We start from the raw sequence: 14,787 nt of genomic DNA, 5'->3' as shown, positions 1-14,787 counted from the left end.
GGTGAACGCCCCGGGCACGCTCCTTGTTCCCGGGGACGACGACGGGCCGCCCGGCGCGCAGCGGGCGCACGGGACGGCCCGTCGGGGCGGGGAGGCTCAGCCCTGGGAGGCCTCGGACGGGGCCATCGGCCAGGTCTTGGCGACGAGCGTCAGCACGTCGTACTGGGCGCAGAGCTCGTCCTTCTGGTTGTGGATCCGGCAGTCCCAGGCCACCTCGCCGTACTCGTCGCTCACGCGCGGGGTGATGCGCTTGGCGGTCAGGGTCACGCGGATGGCGTCGTCGTAGGTCACCGGCGTGATGAAGCGCAGGTTCTCCAGGCCGTAGTTGGCCAGCACCGGGCCCGGATCCGGGGCCACGAACAGCCCCGCGGCCCACGAGACCAGCAGGTAGCCGTGGGCCACCCGGCGCGGGAAGAACGGGTTGGCCATGGCGGCCTCCTCGTCCGTGTGGGCGTAGAACCTGTCCCCGGTCTCCTCCGCGAAGGCGGTGATGTCCTCCAGGGTGACGGTGCGCAGGCCGGAGGCGAACTGGTCGCCCACCGTCAGCTCGGCCAGGGACTTGTAGAACGGGTGCACGGCCGTGCCGGCCTGCACGTCCTCGCGGGTCACCGTGTGGGCCGCGGCGCCGTGATGCCACACGCCGGTGATGGCGGTGAGCATGTCCGGGGAGCCCTGGATCGCCGTGCGCTGCATGTAGTGCTTGACGGCGCGGACGCCGCCGAGCTCCTCGCCGCCGCCGGCGCGGCCGGGGCCGCCGTGGACCAGCACCGGCACGGGGGCGCCGTGACCGGTGGTGGTCGTGGCGGTCTGGCGGTTCAGGACGTGCACGCGGCCGTGGTGGGCGCCGATCCCGGCGGCGAACGCGCGGGCGGTCTCACCGTCGTTCGTGGCGACCGTGGCCACGAGCGATCCCGAGCCCAGGGCGGCCAGGGCCACGGCGTCGGCCACGTCCGTGTAGCCGATCACCGAGGTGACCGGACCGAACGCCTCGACGCTGTGCACCTCGGGGGTGCGTGCGTCCTCGAAGGTGAGCACCGTGGGGGCGAAGAACGCGCCGGACCCGGCGTCGGCGTCGCCGGTCGAGCCCTCGGGGCCGCCGAGGCGGACCTGCCCGCCGGCGTCGACCAGGCGCTGCACCGCGCCGCGGACCTCGCCCTGCTGCTCCTTCGAGGCCAGGGCACCCATGGTGGTGCCCTCGACGCGCGGGTCGCCCAGGACGACCTTGCCCAGCCGGGCGGAGAGGGCCTCGACGACGGCGTCCACGTGCTCCTGCGGGACGATCACCCGGCGGATGGCCGTGCACTTCTGGCCGGCCTTGACCGTCATCTCCTGGAAGACGACCTTCACGAACGCCTCGAACTCGGGGGACTCCGGGTCCGCGTCCGGGCCGAGGATGGCGGCATTGAGGGAGTCGGTCTCCGCGGTGAAGCGGACGCCGCCCTCCTGCACGTTCGGGTGCTTCTTCAGCGTGGCCGCGGTGGCGGCGGAGCCGGTGAACGCGACGTGGTCGCGGTAGTCCAGGTGGTCCAGCAGGTCGCGGGCGGAGCCGGAGATCAGCTGGATCGAGCCCTCGGGCAGCACGCCGGACTCGAGCATCAGCTCGACGCACTTCTGCGTGACGTAGCCGGTGGGGGTGGCCGGCTTGACCACGGTGGGCACGCCGGCGACGAAGGCCGGGGCGAACTTCTCGAGCATGCCCCACACGGGGAAGTTGAACGCGTTGATCTGCACGGCCACGCCCGGGATGCGCTGGTAGATGTGCTCGCCGATGAAGGAGCCGTCGCGGGAGAGGGGCTCCACGTCACCGTCGATGATCACGGTGGAGTTCGGCAGTTCGCGGCGGCCCTTGCCGGAGAACGTGAAGAGGGTGCCGATGCCGCCGTCGACGTCGAAGGCGTGGTCGCGCTGCGTGGCGCCGGTGGCGAAGGAGACGTCGTAGAGCTCCTGGACGCGGGAGTTCAGGTAGAGCGCGAGCTCCTTGAGCTTGAGGGCGCGCTCGTGGATGGTCAGCTCGCCCAGGGTCTGCTGGCCGACGGTGCGGGCGTGCTCGATGAGGGCGGCCGTGTCGAGGCCGTCGGTGGAGACGCCGGTCAGGCGCGCCCCGGTGTTCGCGTCCGTCACGTCGGTGACCGTGGACGGGTGCGACGGTGTCCACCAGCTGCCGGCGACGTAGCTGGGGAGGATCTCCGGGAGGGAGGGGGCGGTGACGGTCACGGGGGCTCCTGGTGTCGGGGGCGCGGACGAGTCCCGACCGATCGGTCGGTTATTGCCCCTCACCCTAGCCGAGACGTGCGTCACGCGGGAGGGGGAGCCGGGCCGGTGACGCCGTCGTCGTGGGGAGTGGGGTGGGGTCTGGCGGCGACCCGTGGCGTGGAAGCCCGCAGACGCGCCGCTATGACCAGGACGTAGCGGCGTGTCTGCGGGCCTCGGCGGGGCGTCGTCCACAGATCCCGGCGGACGACGACGGCGGCGCGCCCGGATCGGGCACGCTCGGCGCATGCCTCGCTCGCCCGCGCCCCTGCCTCCGATGCGCTGCGGACTGGACGGCCTCCTCCGTGCGCCGACCGTGTTCTCGACTCCGGCCGCGCGCGAGGCGGGCGTGAGTGCGGCCCGGCTGCGGCGCGGGGACGTGGTCTCCCTCGGCTGGGGGCTCTGGGGCCTGCGCGGCGTCGAACCGGACCCCATGGACCATGTGCGGGCGCTGCAGGATCTGCACCCCGAGGGCGTGTTCAGCCACGTCACAGCCGCTCGGGTGCTCGGCCTGTGGCTGACCGGGCCGCTCGCCGCCGACCGGTCCGTGCACATCGCGACCCCGCGCGGCCACGGCACCGCGTCGCGCCGGGCCGGGATCCGCTCACACCGCCTCCGCGCCGACGCACCGGTGCGGATCGTGGACGGGGTGCGCGTCACCGCGCCGGGGTGGATCTTCGTGGACCTCGCCGCGCAGGCGGGGCCGCTCGAGCATCTCGTCGCGCTCGGGGACAGCATGGTGCGGACCGCCCCGACGGAGGCCCGCCGCCGGCGACTGCCTCCCGGGGTGACGGACGTGGCCGAGCTGCGCGCCGCCGTCGAGGAACGCGGGCGGGTGCGCGGGATCCGTGCGGCCCGGGAGGCGCTGGAGCTCGTGCGCCCCGGGGCCGACTCGCCGCAGGAGAGCCGGCTGCGCGCGCGGCTCGTCCTGGACGGCGTCCCCGAGCCCGCGGTGAACCCGTGCGTCCGCCTCGCCACGGGACAGCGGCTCCGCGTCGATCTGGTGTGGGCGGAGGCCAAGGTGGCGGTCGAGTACGACGGCGATCAGCACCGCACGGATCGCCGGCAGTGGCGTGAGGACCGCGAGCGGGACGCGGCCCTGCGCGCGGAGGGCTGGGAGGTGATCCGGGTGACCGCCGACGTGTTCCGGCCGGGGCACTGGGAGCTCTTCGTGCGGCAGCTGCGGGGCCTGGTGGCCGCGCGGACCCCGCCGGGCCGAGTGCCGCCGTCGTGGATCTGACCCCGCCCAGGCCCGCAGACGCGCCGCTACGTCCTGGCCGTAGCGGCGTGTCTGCGGGCTTCGGCGAGAGGGGCGGAGCCCTCGGGCCGGCGTCGACCCCCTGCCCCTCGTCTCCGGACCGGCGTAGAATCGAGCACCGGTCCCCTCGGACCCGCCCCACCCCCCCCTCATCCGGAGAGTTCTGCCGCATGCTGCGCACCATGTTCCACGCCAAGATCCACCGGGCCACCGTGACCCAGGCGGACCTGCACTACGTGGGCTCCGTGACCGTGGACCAGGACCTGCTGGACGCCGCGGACATCCTCCCCGGCGAGCTCGTGTCCATCGTGGACGTCACCAACGGCGCGCGACTGGAGACCTACACCATCGCGGGCGAGCGGGGCTCCGGCGTGCTCGGCATCAACGGCGCCGCCGCCCACCTGGTGCATCCGGGGGACATCGTCATCCTCATCGCCTACGGGCAGATGGACGACGACGAGGCGCGCAACTTCCAGCCCCAGGTCGTCCACGTGGACGCGGACAACAGGATCGTGGAGCTCGGTGTCGACCCCGCCGACGGCCTCCTCGACGGCCTCTCCCGCCCGCCGCTGTCCCGCGAGTGGAACGAGGCCCAGGCCGAGCTCTGAGCCGGCCGGGGCGCCGGTCCGTCATGGACGAGCCGTTCGAGCGGGATCAGCGGTCGGCACCGCCTTCGCCCCGAGCGCCCGACGCGCGGAGCGCATCGCGGCCGCATGGCTGAGGCCCATCGCGGTGCGGGCGCCCGGCACGCGGGCCACGGCGCGCATCCACGGCGAGGTCAGCACCACCTCCTGCTCCCACGCCACGATGCAGCGCGGCGCGTGTCCGGCCGGGGCGCCGTCGACGTGGACGGTGACCCGTACGGTGCCCGTCAGGTCTCCGCTCAGGTGGGCGAGCAGAAGGCCGCGGGCGCGGTCGTCGATGAGACGCTCCATCGTCAGGCGCACCGGCACGAACCCGCGCAGCCGGACGGCGGCGCGGTCGGGGCCCAGGTGGCGGGCGCGCGGGACGGCCGGCCACCAATGTGGGTAGCCGGCCGGGTCGGCGAGCAGGGCCAGCACGGACCGGGCGTCCGCGGGGACGGCCCAGCGGTGGGTGAAGCGGAAGGGGCGGTCGGCCGACATCAGGCCCGGCCGAAGGTCTCGGGGTCCACGGGGCGCCGGGCGCGGGGGAGCTTCGCGACGACCAGCAGGTACGACTCCGTGACGAGGTCCCGGACGAGCTGCTCGTCGAGGTCCGGGTGCGCGGCCAGGCTGAGCCAGTGCCGCTTGTCCATGTGATAGCCGGGCGTGATCGCCGCGGGCAGGGCCGCGCGCAGCTGGGCGCCGTCCTCCGGGCGGGCCTTGACGTTCACGAGGCGGCGCCCGTCGTGGTCGATGAACACCACGAACAGCTTCCCCAGCACCTTCGCGACCTCGGTGTCCGGACCGAAGGGGTGCGACGCGGCGCTGCCCGGCAGCTCGAGGGCGCGGTCGCGGGCGATGCGCAGCAGCGTGGGCTCGTCCATGCCCGTCACGCTAGCCGCGCCGGCCCCGCACTTTCGAACGTGATGTCGGGGGAATGGGCGCTTTCGAACGGGAGATAGGCCCTGTCTCCCGTTCGAAAGCGCCTGCCCCGGGGGCTCAGCGGTAGTCGAAGAAGCCCTTGCCGGACTTCCGGCCGAGCTCGCCGCGGGCCACCATGTCCCGCATGAGCTGCGGCGGGGCGAAGCGCTCGCCCAGCTGGGACTCGAGGTACTCCGCGATGCCCAGGCGCACGTCCAGGCCCACGATGTCGGTCAGGGCCAGTGGGCCGACCGGGAACTTGTAGCCCAGCACCATGGCGGCGTCGATGTCCTCGGGGGAGGCCACGCCCTCCTCGACCATGCGGATGGCCTCGAGCGCGATCGCCACGCCCAGGCGGGACGAGGCGAAGCCCGGGGCGTCCTTGACGACGACGGGGGTCTTGCCGAGCCCGCGGACCCACTCGGTGGACAGGGCCTGGAGCTCCGCACCGGTCTGCTCGCCGATCACGACCTCCACGAGCTTCGAGGCGGGCACCGGATTGAAGTAGTGCAGGCCGCAGAAGCGCTCGGGGCGCTGCAGGTGCGTGGCGATCTCGTCGATGGACAGGGAGGAGGTGTTGCTGGCCAGCCAGGCGTCCTCGCGCAGGTGGGCCTCGACGTCGGTGAGCGCCTCGATCTTCACCTGCATGTCCTCGAACACGGCCTCGACCACGAGGTCGCAGCGGGCGAAGTCGGCGCGGTCCACGGTGACGGTCAGGCGCTGCGCCCACTCGTCCAGGTCGCCGTCGATCTTGCCGCGCTCGAGGGAGGCTGCGAGGTCGGCCTCGATGCGTTCCTTGGCCGCCTCGGCCGACTGCGGGTCGCGTTCGACCACGACCACCTCGGACGAGCCGGAGACGAGGAACGCGTGGGCGATGCCGCCACCCATCCGGCCGCCGCCGAGGACGCCGACGACGGCGGGCACGGAGGACGGAGCGGCATCAGGGGTGTGCTGGAGATCGGTCATGTCAGTCCTCACTTCTTCTTGCGGTCCAGGAACGCCTGCATGCGCTCGAACTTGGCCTCGGACTCGAACAGGATGGCCTGCGCGATCTCGTCCACGTGGGGGTGGGCCTCGCGAGGGAGGTGGAAGACGCGCTTGGACAGCCGCACCGCCAGCGGGTCCTGCTGCGCGATGCGGTCGGCGAGGGCGTCGGCGGCGTCGAGCAGGGCGTCCGGCTCGTGCAGCTCGGTGACGAGCTTGAGCTCCAGGGCCTCCTGCGCGTCCAGGATCCGCCCGGCGAGCAGCAGCTCGAGGGCCACCGGCTCACCCACCAGCTCCTTGAGCCGCCACTGGGCGCCCGCAGCGGCGGTGATCCCCAGACTCGTCTCGGGCTGGCCCATCTTCAGCGCCGGGGTGGCGATGCGGAAGTCGGCCGCGTAGGCCAGTTCCGCGCCGCCGCCGAGGGCGAAGCCGTCGATCGCCGCGATCACGGGCATGGGCAGCCGGTGGATGCGGTCGAAGACCTGCGAGTTCACGCCGCGCAGGGCGTCGTCGCGACGGCGCTCGCGCAGCTGTCCGATGTCCGCGCCGGAGGCGAAGATGCCGGAGAACGTCCCCGGCTCGCGCTTGGACTCCACCTGCGTGCCCGAGATGATCAGGATCTTCGGCTCGCGTTCGAGATGGGCGCAGAGCTCATGGAACTCGTCGACCATGGTCTGGTCGATCGCGTTGCGCACGCCCGGGCGGTCCATGCGCGCGTGGACACGGTCCTCGCGCTCCTCGACGCGCAGCGCCGAGAAGTGGCTGAAGTCGGTCATCTGCTCAGACCCTCTCGACGAGCATCGCGGAGCCCTGGCCCACACCCACGCACATCGTGGCCAGGCCCCTGTCCGCGCCCTCGCGCTCCATCCGACCGAGCAGCGTGACCACGAGACGCGACCCCGAGGAGCCCAGCGGATGGCCCAGGGCGATCGCGCCGCCGTCGGCGTTGACGGTCTCCGGGTCCAGGCCGAGGCGCCGCATCGAGGCCAGGGACTGGGTGGCGAAGGCCTCGTTGAGCTCGACGGCGCCCAGGTCCGCCACGGACCAGCCGGAGCGCTCGAGGGCCTTCTCGGTGGCCGGGACGGGGCCCAGACCCATGATCTCGGGGGCCAGGCCCGCCGAGGTGGACTCGACGACGCGGGCCCGGGGGGTCAGGCCGTGCTTCTGCGCGGCCCGCTCGGAGACGACGAGGATCGCCGAGGCGCCGTCGTTGAGGGAGGAGGAGTTGCCGGCGGTGACCACGCCGTCCTTCTTGATGATCGGGCGCAGGCCGGCGAGCACCTCGGGGGTGGAGCCGGGGCGGGGGCCCTCGTCCGTGTCCACGACCGTCTCGGTGCCCTTGCGGCCCGTGACGACGACGGGCACGATCTCGTCCGCGAAGCGGCCGGCCTCGATGGCGGCCAGCGCACGCTCGTGCGAGCGGGCGGCGAAGGCGTCGGCGTCCTCGCGGGTGATGCCGTCCACCTCGCCGACCTCCTCGGCGGTCTCCGGCATGGAGAAGGTGAACTTCTCCCCGAACTCGCCGTCCGCGAAGCGCGGGTTCACGAAGCGCCAGCCGATCGCGGTGTCGAAGGCCGCGCCGGGCTTGGCGAACGCCGTCGTCGGCTTCTCCATCACCCAGGGGGCGCGGGACATCGACTCCACGCCGCCGGCCACGACGACGTCGGCCATCCCGGAGCGCACCATCGCGGTGGCGATGCCGATCGCGGACATGCCGGACGCGCAGAGACGGTTCACGGTGATGCCCGGGACGGTGTCCGGGAAGCCGGCCAGCAGCCAGGCCATGCGGGCGACGTTGCGGTTCTCCTCGCCGGCGCCGTTGGCGTTGCCGAGGATGACGTCGTCCACGACCGACGGGTCGATGCCGGCGTCCTCGATCACGGCCTTGATGGTCAGGGCGGCGAGGTCGTCGGGGCGGACGGAGGAGAGGGCGCCGCCGTACTTGCCGACGGGCGTGCGGCGACCGCCGACGAGCAGGGCCTGGGACTGTGCGGACATGGAGACTCCTTGAGTGACCGACGACGGGGCGGGCGCGGCGAATTACCGACCGTGCGTTCAGGTTCAGTATCCCGGGCCGGTGTGACGGGGGTCAACTGCGGGGGCGGGCGTGACGGGACAGGGGCGGGCGAGCCCGCGCCAAGGCCCGCAGACGCGCCGTTTCGTCTCTGAGGTAGCGGCGTGTCTGCGGGCTTCGGCGACGGTCCGGCCGCGCACGACGACGGCGCGCCCTTCCGGAGGAGGACGCGCCGTCGTCGCGGGGTGGGGGCGGGTGAAACCCGTCAGGCGTCCCGGATCAGGCCGGCACCACCGGGTTCGAGCGGGTGGCGACGACCTGCTCGTCGTGCAGCTCGCGGTCCTGGATGCCCTTGGGGACGAACAGGACGGCGATGAGCGAGATCGCGGAGATCACGATGATGTACCAGGCCACGTTCTCCCAGCCGGTCTTCACGAGCTGGTCGGCGAGCAGCGGGGCGAAGGCGCCGCCGATGATGGTGCCGAGCGCGTAGCCGATGGAGACGCCGGAGAAGCGGACGCGGGCCGGGAACATCTCGGCGTACATCGCCGACTGCGGGCCGTAGGACGGACCCAGGCCGAGGGTCAGGACGAACAGGCCCAGCGAGAACAGCGGCAGAGACGCGGTGTTCAGCAGGCCGAACAGCGGGAAGGCCCAGACGATCAGGAACCCGTAGCCGAGGACGAAGGTCAGCTTGCGGCCGATCTTGTCCGAGACCCAGCCGCCGAGCAGGGTGAAGATGAACCAGCCGACGCCGCCGACGAGGCTCGCGATGAGCACCTCGGAGGAGGTCATGCCCAGACCCTTCGGACCGCCGTACTTCGAGAACCACGCGATGAGCAGGTAGCCGACGCCGTTGTTCGCGGCGAAGATCACGGCGGCGAGGATGACCTCCTTGGTGTGGTGCCGGAAGAGCTCGCCCAGCGGGGCGGACTCGTCCACCTTGAGCTGCTGCATCTCCTTGAAGACCGGGGACTCCTCGACGGCCTTGCGGATCAGGTAGCCGACGACGATCAGCACCACGGAGATCAGGAACGGGATGCGCCAGCCCCAGGTGAGGAACTGCTCCTCGGACATGGTGGAGCGCACGATGAACAGCACGCCGGTGGCCAGGATCATGCCCAGCGGCACGCCGATCTGCGGGGCGGAGCCGAACAGGCCGCGCTTGCCGTGGGGGGCGTGCTCCACGGACAGCAGCGCCGCGCCGCCCCACTCGCCGCCCGCGGACAGGCCCTGCAGCAGGCGCAGTGCGACGAGCAGGATCGGGGCCCACACACCGATCTGGGCGTAGGTGGGCAGCAGGCCGATGAGGGTGGTGGCCAGGCCCATGCCGATCAGCGTGAGGGACAGGACGAACTTGCGGCCGAAGCGGTCACCGAGATGGCCGGCGACGATCGCGCCAAGCGGGCGGATGAGGAAGGAGATGCCGAGGGTGGCCCACGCGGCGATCTGGGAGCCGCTCTCGCCCATCGGCTGGAAGAAGAGGGCGGCGAAGACGAGCGCGGTGGCCTGGGCGAAGATGAAGAAGTCGTACCACTCGATGGTGGTGCCGACGACGGTGCCGGCGATGACCTTGCGCTCCTCGCGGCGGTCGCGCGCGGGGACGGGCGCCGCGGGGGATGCGACGGTGTGGCTCATGGGTGCTCCTGGGATGCGGGGAAGCGGCCGGCCGTGAGACGGCGGCGGGACGGTATGGTTCCCGACCGATCGGTCGGGAAGTGACACCCGTCACCGTATACGATCCTCTGTGACTCACGCCACGATCCGGGCTGATGACGGGAATGTGACGCGGCCGGGCCGGGACGACGACGGCGCCGCGCCCCTCGTGCGAAGGGTGCGGCGCCGTCGTCGGTGGCGGGGTGCGGCGGCTCAGCCGCGGCCGGTGAACTCCGGCTTCCGCTTCTCCTGGAAGGCCTGGAAGCCCTCGGCGTAGTCCGCGGTGCCGCAGAGCTCGCCCTGGGCGATGTTCTCCGCGTCGAGGGACTCCCACAGGCCCACGCGGTGGTCGCGGACCTGGGCCACGAGCTCCTTCGACGCGCGGAACGCGAGGGTCGCGCCGGAGGCCACCTGGGCGACCTTCGCGCGGGTGAACTCGAGCAGCTCGTCCGCGGGCAGGGCCCGGGAGAACAGCCCGGCCTGGACGGCCTCGGCGCCCGAGAGGAGCTCGGCCGTGTAGATCAGGTCCAGGGTGCGGTGCGCGCCCAGGCGCTCGGTGAACAGCCAGTGGCCGCCCGAGTCCAGGGTGGCCCCGAGGTTCGCGAACGGCGAGCCGATCTTCGCGTCCTCGGCCACGTACACCACGTCCGTGGCGATCGCGAGGCCCAGGCCCACGCCCAGGCAGGCGCCCTGCACCGCGGCGAAGGTGGGCACCGGGATCTCGGACATGGTCCGCAGCACCGGGGTGACCCTGTCCCGCAGGTAGGCGGTGGCGTCGTCCTCGGCCGGGACCACGGCGGAGATGTCGCGGCCCGCGCAGAAGCCGCGACCCTCGCCGCGCAGCAGCACGGCCCGGACCTCGCCGGACTCGACGCCGGCGGCGGCCCGCTCGTAGGCGGCCTGGAGCTCGGCCAGCGCGGCCTCGTCCAGGGCGTTCATCCTCTGGGGGGCGTCCAGCACGATCTCGGCGACGCCGTTCTCGACGGTGATCTCGATCATCGGGGGCTCCTTCGGTCTCGTGGGCGGGCGCTCAGGCGTCGAAGTCCAGCGTGATCGAGTCGGAGGTCGGGCGGGTCTGGCACGTGAGCACGTAGCCCTTCTCCACCTCGTCCTTCTCGAGCGCGTAGTTCTCGGCCATCTCGTAGGCGCCGTCGACGACCTTGGCGCGGCAGGTGCCGCACACGCCGCCGGCGCACGCGAAGGGCACGTCCGAGCGGACGCGCAGCGCCGCGTTGAGCACGGTCTCGTGGGCCGATGTGGGGGACTCGACCTTGGCGGTGAGGCCGTCGAGGTTGAACTCGATGGTCACGTTGTCGCCCTTCGGGTCCACCTCCACCACGCGGCCGGAGTGGCCCTGCGGGTTCTCCGGGCGGCCGGTGGTGAACAGCTCGAAGCGCACGTCGTCCTCGGACACGCCGCGGGCGGCGAGCGTCTCACGGGTGAGCTGCACGAGCTCGAACGGACCGCAGAGGAACCACTCGTCGGTGCCCTCCACGTCGATCACGCGGTCCAGGAGGGTGGTGAGCTTGTCCTCGTCGATGCGACCGGAGAGCAGCGGGGACACGCGCTGCTCGCGGGAGAGCACGTGGTGCACCGTGAACCGGGCCGGGTACTTGTCCTTGAGGTCGCCGATCTCCTCGGCGAACATCACGTCCATGGCGGAGCGGTTCGCGTAGACCAGGTCGAAGCGCGAGGTCTCGGAGGCCCCGAGCACGGCCTTGGCGATCGCCATGATCGGGGTGATGCCCGAGCCGGCCGCGAACGCCACCAGGTGCGTGTCCTTCTTCTCCGCGACCTTCTCCGCCGCCACCTTCTGGGCGTCGTTGAGGGAGGTGACGTGCGTGCGGGACGTGAACGCGCCCTGCGGGTTCATCACGTCGATCCTCTCGCCGACCTCGAGGCTCTCGTTGGCCCATGTGGAGAACGTGCCGCCGATGTCCTTCTTCACGGCCACGCGGATCTCGCCGCGCTTCGGGACGGCGCAGATCGAGTAGGACCGGCGCACCTCGGCGCCGTCGAGCTCCTTGCGCAGGGCCACGTACTGGCCCGGCACGTAGTCGTAGTCGTCGGCGAGCTCCTCGGGCACCGCGAAGGTGACCTCCACGGAGTCCTCGGTCAGACGCCGCAGCTCGGACACCTCGAGGGTGTTGAACGTGGCGCGGCGCTTGCCGGTGGTGGGGGCGTCGGTGGTCTCGGTCATCAGTGCACCTTGAAGTAGTCGAAGGGCTCGAGGCACTCCCGGCAGGTGTAAAGGGCCTTGCAGGAGGTGGAGCCGAAGCGGGTGATCTCGCGGGTGTTCAGGGAGTGGCAGCGCGGGCACTTCACGGCCATGCCGATCCTGATCGGGCCGTCCGTGGTGCGCGCGACGGGCGGGGCGATGCCGTACTCGTTGAGCTTGGCCTTGCCCTCGTCCGTCATCCAGTCCGTGGTCCAGGCCGGCTGGAGCACCAGGCGCACCTCGGCGTCGGGGAACCCGGCGCGCCCGAGCGCGCGGGCGACGTCCGTGGTGATGGTGTCCATGGCGGGACAGCCGGAATAGGTGGGCGTGATGACGACGACGGCCCTCTCGCCCTCGACCCGTGCCTCCCGGAGGATCCCCAGGTCCGCGATGGACAGCACGGGGATCTCCGGGTCGTGCACGGTGGAGGCCGCATCCCAGACCCGCGCGCCGGCGGGATCGGCGGGGCGCAGCTCGCTGGCGGTGGTCACCAGGTCGCTCCCGGGTGACGGCGCGCCAGGGACTGCATCTCCGCGAGGATGTACCCGCGGTACTCGCTCATGGCGCCGGAACGGTCGCCGCCGCGGGCGGTGCCCGTCGTCGGCACGGTCAGGCCGGCCTCCTCGATGGCCGCGCGGATGCGGGTCATCGTCGGCTCCTCGAGCGAGGACGGCAGCACGGCGACGCCCTGCTCGGCGAGGGCGCGGACGACGTCGTCGTCGTGGAAGAGCTCGGCCACGTAGGGCCACAGCTCGTCCAGGCCGCGCTGCATGCGGCGCTTCGACTCCTCGGTGCCCAGACCCAGGCGCTGCAGCCACAGGGCGGCGTGGTCCTGGTGGTACAGGACCTCCTTGAGGGCCTTGTCCGCGATGGCGGCGAGCGTGGGGTCCGTGGACTCACGCAGGCGGGTGTACAGCTCGTACGAGTAGAACGAGTAGTACAGCTGGCGGGCGATCGTCTTGGCGAAGTCGCCGTTCTCGGCCTCCACGAGGCGGACGGAGCGGAACTCCTCCTCGTCGCGGAAGTACGCGAGCTCGTCCTCGGTCTTGCCCCACGCCGTGCCGGCGTAGGAGAGCAGGAAGCGGGCGTGGCCCACGAGGTCCAGGGCGATGTTGCCCAGGGCGATGTCCTCCTCGATCTCCGGGGCGCGCGAGATCCACCAGGACAGGCGCTGGCCGAGCATCAGGGCGTCGTCACCGAGGGCGAGGGCGTAGCGGGCGACGTCGTCGCTCGCCTTCTGCTCGCCGGCCGCGATCTCCTCGGCCGTGATGGCCACGCCCGCGGAGTGCCTCGTGGCGGAGTCGTTGGTCGCGAAGCTCACAGGTGCGGCACCCCCTCGGACTGCTGGTAGTAGGTGGCGTGACGGTAGGACTTGCCCTGCGCGGACTCGAAGAAGCCGCCCTTGGAGTCCGGGTCGGAGGCCGCGATGGCCTCGGCCGGGACGACCCACACGGAGGTGCCCTCGTTGCGGCGGGTGTACAGGTCACGCGCGTTGCGCAGCGCCAGGGTGGCGTCCGGAGCGTGCAGCGAGCCGGCGTGCACGTGGGAGAGGCCGCGGTTGGCGCGGACGAAGACCTCCCACAGGGGCCAGGCGTGGGAGGCGGCGGTGGTCTCGCTCATGGGTCAAGCTCCGATCAGGTGGGTCTCGGCCGGCGCGTGCTGCTCGGCCTGGCGGCGGGCGTAGGCGGCGGCGGCCTCGCGGACCCAGGCGCCGTCCTCGTGGGCCTGGATGCGGCGGGCCATGCGCTGGGTGTTCATGGGGCCGTCGCCCTTGATCACGGACATGAACTCGTCCCAGTCCAGCTCGCCGAAGTCGTAGTGGCCGCGCTCCTCGTTCCACTTCAGGTCCGGGTCCGGCAGGGTGAGGCCGAGGGCCTCGGCCTGCGGGACGATCATGTCCACGAAGCGCTGGCGCAGGTCGTCGTTGGAGAAGCGCTTGACCTTCCACGCCATGGACTGGCGGGAGTTGGGGGAGTCCTCGTCCGGCGGGCCGAACATCTGCAGGGCCGGTCCGTAGAAGCGGTTCACGGCGTCCTGGGCCATCTGCTTCTGCTCCGGGGTGCCGTGCGAGAGCTCGTAGAGGATCTCCCAGCCCTGGCGCTGGTGGAACGACTCCTCCTTGCAGATGCGCACCATCGCGCGGCCGTACGGGCCGTAGGAGGCGCGGCACAGCGGCACCTGGTTGCAGATCGCGGCGCCGTCGACGAGCCAGCCGATCGCGCCCATGTCCGCCCAGGTGCGAGCCGGGTAGTTGAAGATCGAGGAGTACTTCGCGCGGCCGGAGAGCAGCTGCTCGTTCAGCTCGTCCCGCGGCGTGCCGAGGGTCTCGGCGGCGGAGTACAGGTACAGGCCGTGGCCGGCCTCGTCCTGGACCTTGGCCATGAGGATCGCCTTGCGCTTCAGGGAGGGGGCGCGGGTGATCCAGTTGGCCTCCGGCTGCATGCCGATGATCTCGGAGTGCGCGTGCTGGGAGACCTGGCGGGTCAGGGACTTGCGGTACGCCTCGGGCATCCAGTCGCGGGGCTCGATGCGCGAGTCCTCCGCGATCAGACGGTCGAAGTTCTCCTGGCCGGCCGCATCCTCGGGGGACGGGACGGAGGCCAGGTGCTGGGGGGAGCTGGTCTGCGTCATGGGGATCACCTCACGCTGAGTGCGGGCTGGTTCCGTGGTCAGGGCGCACCGGGGCGCACCGAATTACTGACCGCTCGTTCAGGATAGGCCAGGGTGTGACCTCGGTCAACACGCCGGAGCCGGTGCGACCCGGGTGCGATGCGGCCATCGGGACGGTGCGGGAGGGTTGGCTCCTGCACAGGCGTCCCGACGGCGGCCCCCATCCCCGGATCGTCCCGCGCCGCGGTCGCGG

Annotated in this window: 15 protein-coding genes; 2 read left to right on the top strand and 13 right to left on the bottom strand. The window is 72.2% G+C overall.

Annotated elements, in window-relative coordinates; all coding sequences use genetic code 11:
• Window positions 1–96: 96 nt before the first annotated feature.
• Window positions 97–2,214: a phenylacetic acid degradation bifunctional protein PaaZ gene (paaZ, locus tag AC3RKA_RS09885; RefSeq protein WP_489727199.1), complete on the bottom strand. Its 2,118-nt coding sequence runs from the start codon at window positions 2,212–2,214 to the stop codon at window positions 97–99.
• Between the two features lie 283 nt (window positions 2,215–2,497).
• Between paaZ and AC3RKA_RS09880 the strand changes: the two genes are divergently transcribed.
• Window positions 2,498–3,490, top strand: coding sequence for a DUF559 domain-containing protein (locus AC3RKA_RS09880; RefSeq protein ID WP_489727198.1), 993 nt, complete (start codon window positions 2,498–2,500; stop codon window positions 3,488–3,490).
• Between the two features lie 188 nt (window positions 3,491–3,678).
• Window positions 3,679–4,116 (top strand): aspartate 1-decarboxylase, encoded by a 438-nt coding sequence (panD, locus tag AC3RKA_RS09875; RefSeq protein ID WP_489727197.1) that lies wholly within the window; start codon window positions 3,679–3,681, stop codon window positions 4,114–4,116.
• 21 nt (window positions 4,117–4,137) lie between these two features.
• Here the strand turns inward: panD and AC3RKA_RS09870 are convergent, their stop codons facing one another.
• The 12 genes from AC3RKA_RS09870 to paaA all read right to left on the bottom strand — a co-directional run bounded on the left by AC3RKA_RS09870 (window position 4,138) and on the right by paaA (window position 14,555).
• Window positions 4,138–4,632: an SRPBCC family protein gene (locus AC3RKA_RS09870; RefSeq protein ID WP_489727196.1), complete on the bottom strand. Its 495-nt coding sequence runs from the start codon at window positions 4,630–4,632 to the stop codon at window positions 4,138–4,140.
• The gene (locus AC3RKA_RS09865; protein ID WP_489727195.1) at window positions 4,632–5,015 is read right to left on the bottom strand and encodes an MmcQ/YjbR family DNA-binding protein; all 384 of its coding nucleotides are present in this window, start codon (window positions 5,013–5,015) and stop codon (window positions 4,632–4,634) included. The genes AC3RKA_RS09870 and AC3RKA_RS09865 overlap by 1 nt, the downstream gene beginning before the upstream one ends.
• Window positions 5,016–5,130: 115 nt before the next feature.
• Complete coding sequence (locus AC3RKA_RS09860; RefSeq protein ID WP_489727194.1) at window positions 5,131–6,018, bottom strand: 3-hydroxyacyl-CoA dehydrogenase family protein; 888 nt, start codon at window positions 6,016–6,018, stop codon at window positions 5,131–5,133.
• Between the two features lie 8 nt (window positions 6,019–6,026).
• Complete coding sequence (locus AC3RKA_RS09855; protein WP_145032659.1) at window positions 6,027–6,812, bottom strand: enoyl-CoA hydratase/isomerase family protein; 786 nt, start codon at window positions 6,810–6,812, stop codon at window positions 6,027–6,029.
• A 4-nt stretch (window positions 6,813–6,816) separates the two neighbouring features.
• Window positions 6,817–8,034 (bottom strand): thiolase family protein, encoded by a 1,218-nt coding sequence (locus AC3RKA_RS09850; RefSeq protein ID WP_489727193.1) that lies wholly within the window; start codon window positions 8,032–8,034, stop codon window positions 6,817–6,819.
• Between the two features lie 295 nt (window positions 8,035–8,329).
• On the bottom strand, window positions 8,330–9,688 hold the full coding sequence (locus AC3RKA_RS09845) for an MFS transporter (protein WP_475464464.1): 1,359 nt from the start codon (window positions 9,686–9,688) through the stop codon (window positions 8,330–8,332).
• Window positions 9,689–9,919: 231 nt separating this feature from the next.
• Window positions 9,920–10,705: an enoyl-CoA hydratase/isomerase family protein gene (locus AC3RKA_RS09840; protein ID WP_489727192.1), complete on the bottom strand. Its 786-nt coding sequence runs from the start codon at window positions 10,703–10,705 to the stop codon at window positions 9,920–9,922.
• A 31-nt stretch (window positions 10,706–10,736) separates the two neighbouring features.
• A complete protein-coding gene (paaE, locus tag AC3RKA_RS09835; protein WP_489727191.1) occupies window positions 10,737–11,906 on the bottom strand; it encodes a 1,2-phenylacetyl-CoA epoxidase subunit PaaE in 1,170 nt (389 codons plus the stop codon).
• Window positions 11,906–12,415, bottom strand: coding sequence for a 1,2-phenylacetyl-CoA epoxidase subunit PaaD (gene paaD, locus AC3RKA_RS09830; protein WP_060775444.1), 510 nt, complete (start codon window positions 12,413–12,415; stop codon window positions 11,906–11,908). Before paaD ends, paaE begins: the two co-directional genes overlap by 1 nt.
• The gene (gene paaC, locus AC3RKA_RS09825; RefSeq protein ID WP_002857862.1) at window positions 12,412–13,245 is read right to left on the bottom strand and encodes a 1,2-phenylacetyl-CoA epoxidase subunit PaaC; all 834 of its coding nucleotides are present in this window, start codon (window positions 13,243–13,245) and stop codon (window positions 12,412–12,414) included. The genes paaD and paaC overlap by 4 nt, the downstream gene beginning before the upstream one ends.
• Window positions 13,242–13,544, bottom strand: coding sequence for a 1,2-phenylacetyl-CoA epoxidase subunit PaaB (gene paaB / locus AC3RKA_RS09820; protein WP_020624884.1), 303 nt, complete (start codon window positions 13,542–13,544; stop codon window positions 13,242–13,244). Before paaB ends, paaC begins: the two co-directional genes overlap by 4 nt.
• Before the next feature lie 3 nt (window positions 13,545–13,547).
• On the bottom strand, window positions 13,548–14,555 hold the full coding sequence (gene paaA, locus AC3RKA_RS09815) for a 1,2-phenylacetyl-CoA epoxidase subunit PaaA (RefSeq protein ID WP_222958637.1): 1,008 nt from the start codon (window positions 14,553–14,555) through the stop codon (window positions 13,548–13,550).
• Window positions 14,556–14,787 lie beyond the last annotated feature (232 nt).

The organism is Micrococcus sp. iso_229, from assembly GCF_058072725.1.
Note: the sequence above shows the minus strand (reverse complement) of the source record. Positions and strands in the feature narration are given on the sequence as shown.

Bases quoted from the DNA above. Each gene is read 5' to 3' on its own strand.
- AC3RKA_RS09870 (WP_489727196.1), bottom strand. From the start codon at position 4,632: ATGTCGGCCGACCGCCCCTTCCGCTTCACCCACCGCTGGGCCGTCCCC.
- AC3RKA_RS09845 (WP_475464464.1), bottom strand. From the start codon at position 9,688: ATGAGCCACACCGTCGCATCCCCCGCGGCGCCCGTCCCCGCGCGCGAC.
- paaE (WP_489727191.1), bottom strand. From the start codon at position 11,906: ATGACCGAGACCACCGACGCCCCCACCACCGGCAAGCGCCGCGCCACG.
- AC3RKA_RS09860 (WP_489727194.1), bottom strand. From the start codon at position 6,018: ATGACCGATCTCCAGCACACCCCTGATGCCGCTCCGTCCTCCGTGCCC.
- panD (WP_489727197.1), top strand. From the start codon at position 3,679: ATGCTGCGCACCATGTTCCACGCCAAGATCCACCGGGCCACCGTGACC.
- AC3RKA_RS09840 (WP_489727192.1), bottom strand. From the start codon at position 10,705: ATGATCGAGATCACCGTCGAGAACGGCGTCGCCGAGATCGTGCTGGAC.
- paaA (WP_222958637.1), bottom strand. From the start codon at position 14,555: ATGACGCAGACCAGCTCCCCCCAGCACCTGGCCTCCGTCCCGTCCCCC.
- AC3RKA_RS09865 (WP_489727195.1), bottom strand. From the start codon at position 5,015: ATGGACGAGCCCACGCTGCTGCGCATCGCCCGCGACCGCGCCCTCGAG.
- AC3RKA_RS09855 (WP_145032659.1), bottom strand. From the start codon at position 6,812: ATGACCGACTTCAGCCACTTCTCGGCGCTGCGCGTCGAGGAGCGCGAG.
- paaB (WP_020624884.1), bottom strand. From the start codon at position 13,544: ATGAGCGAGACCACCGCCGCCTCCCACGCCTGGCCCCTGTGGGAGGTC.
- AC3RKA_RS09850 (WP_489727193.1), bottom strand. From the start codon at position 8,034: ATGTCCGCACAGTCCCAGGCCCTGCTCGTCGGCGGTCGCCGCACGCCC.
- AC3RKA_RS09880 (WP_489727198.1), top strand. From the start codon at position 2,498: ATGCCTCGCTCGCCCGCGCCCCTGCCTCCGATGCGCTGCGGACTGGAC.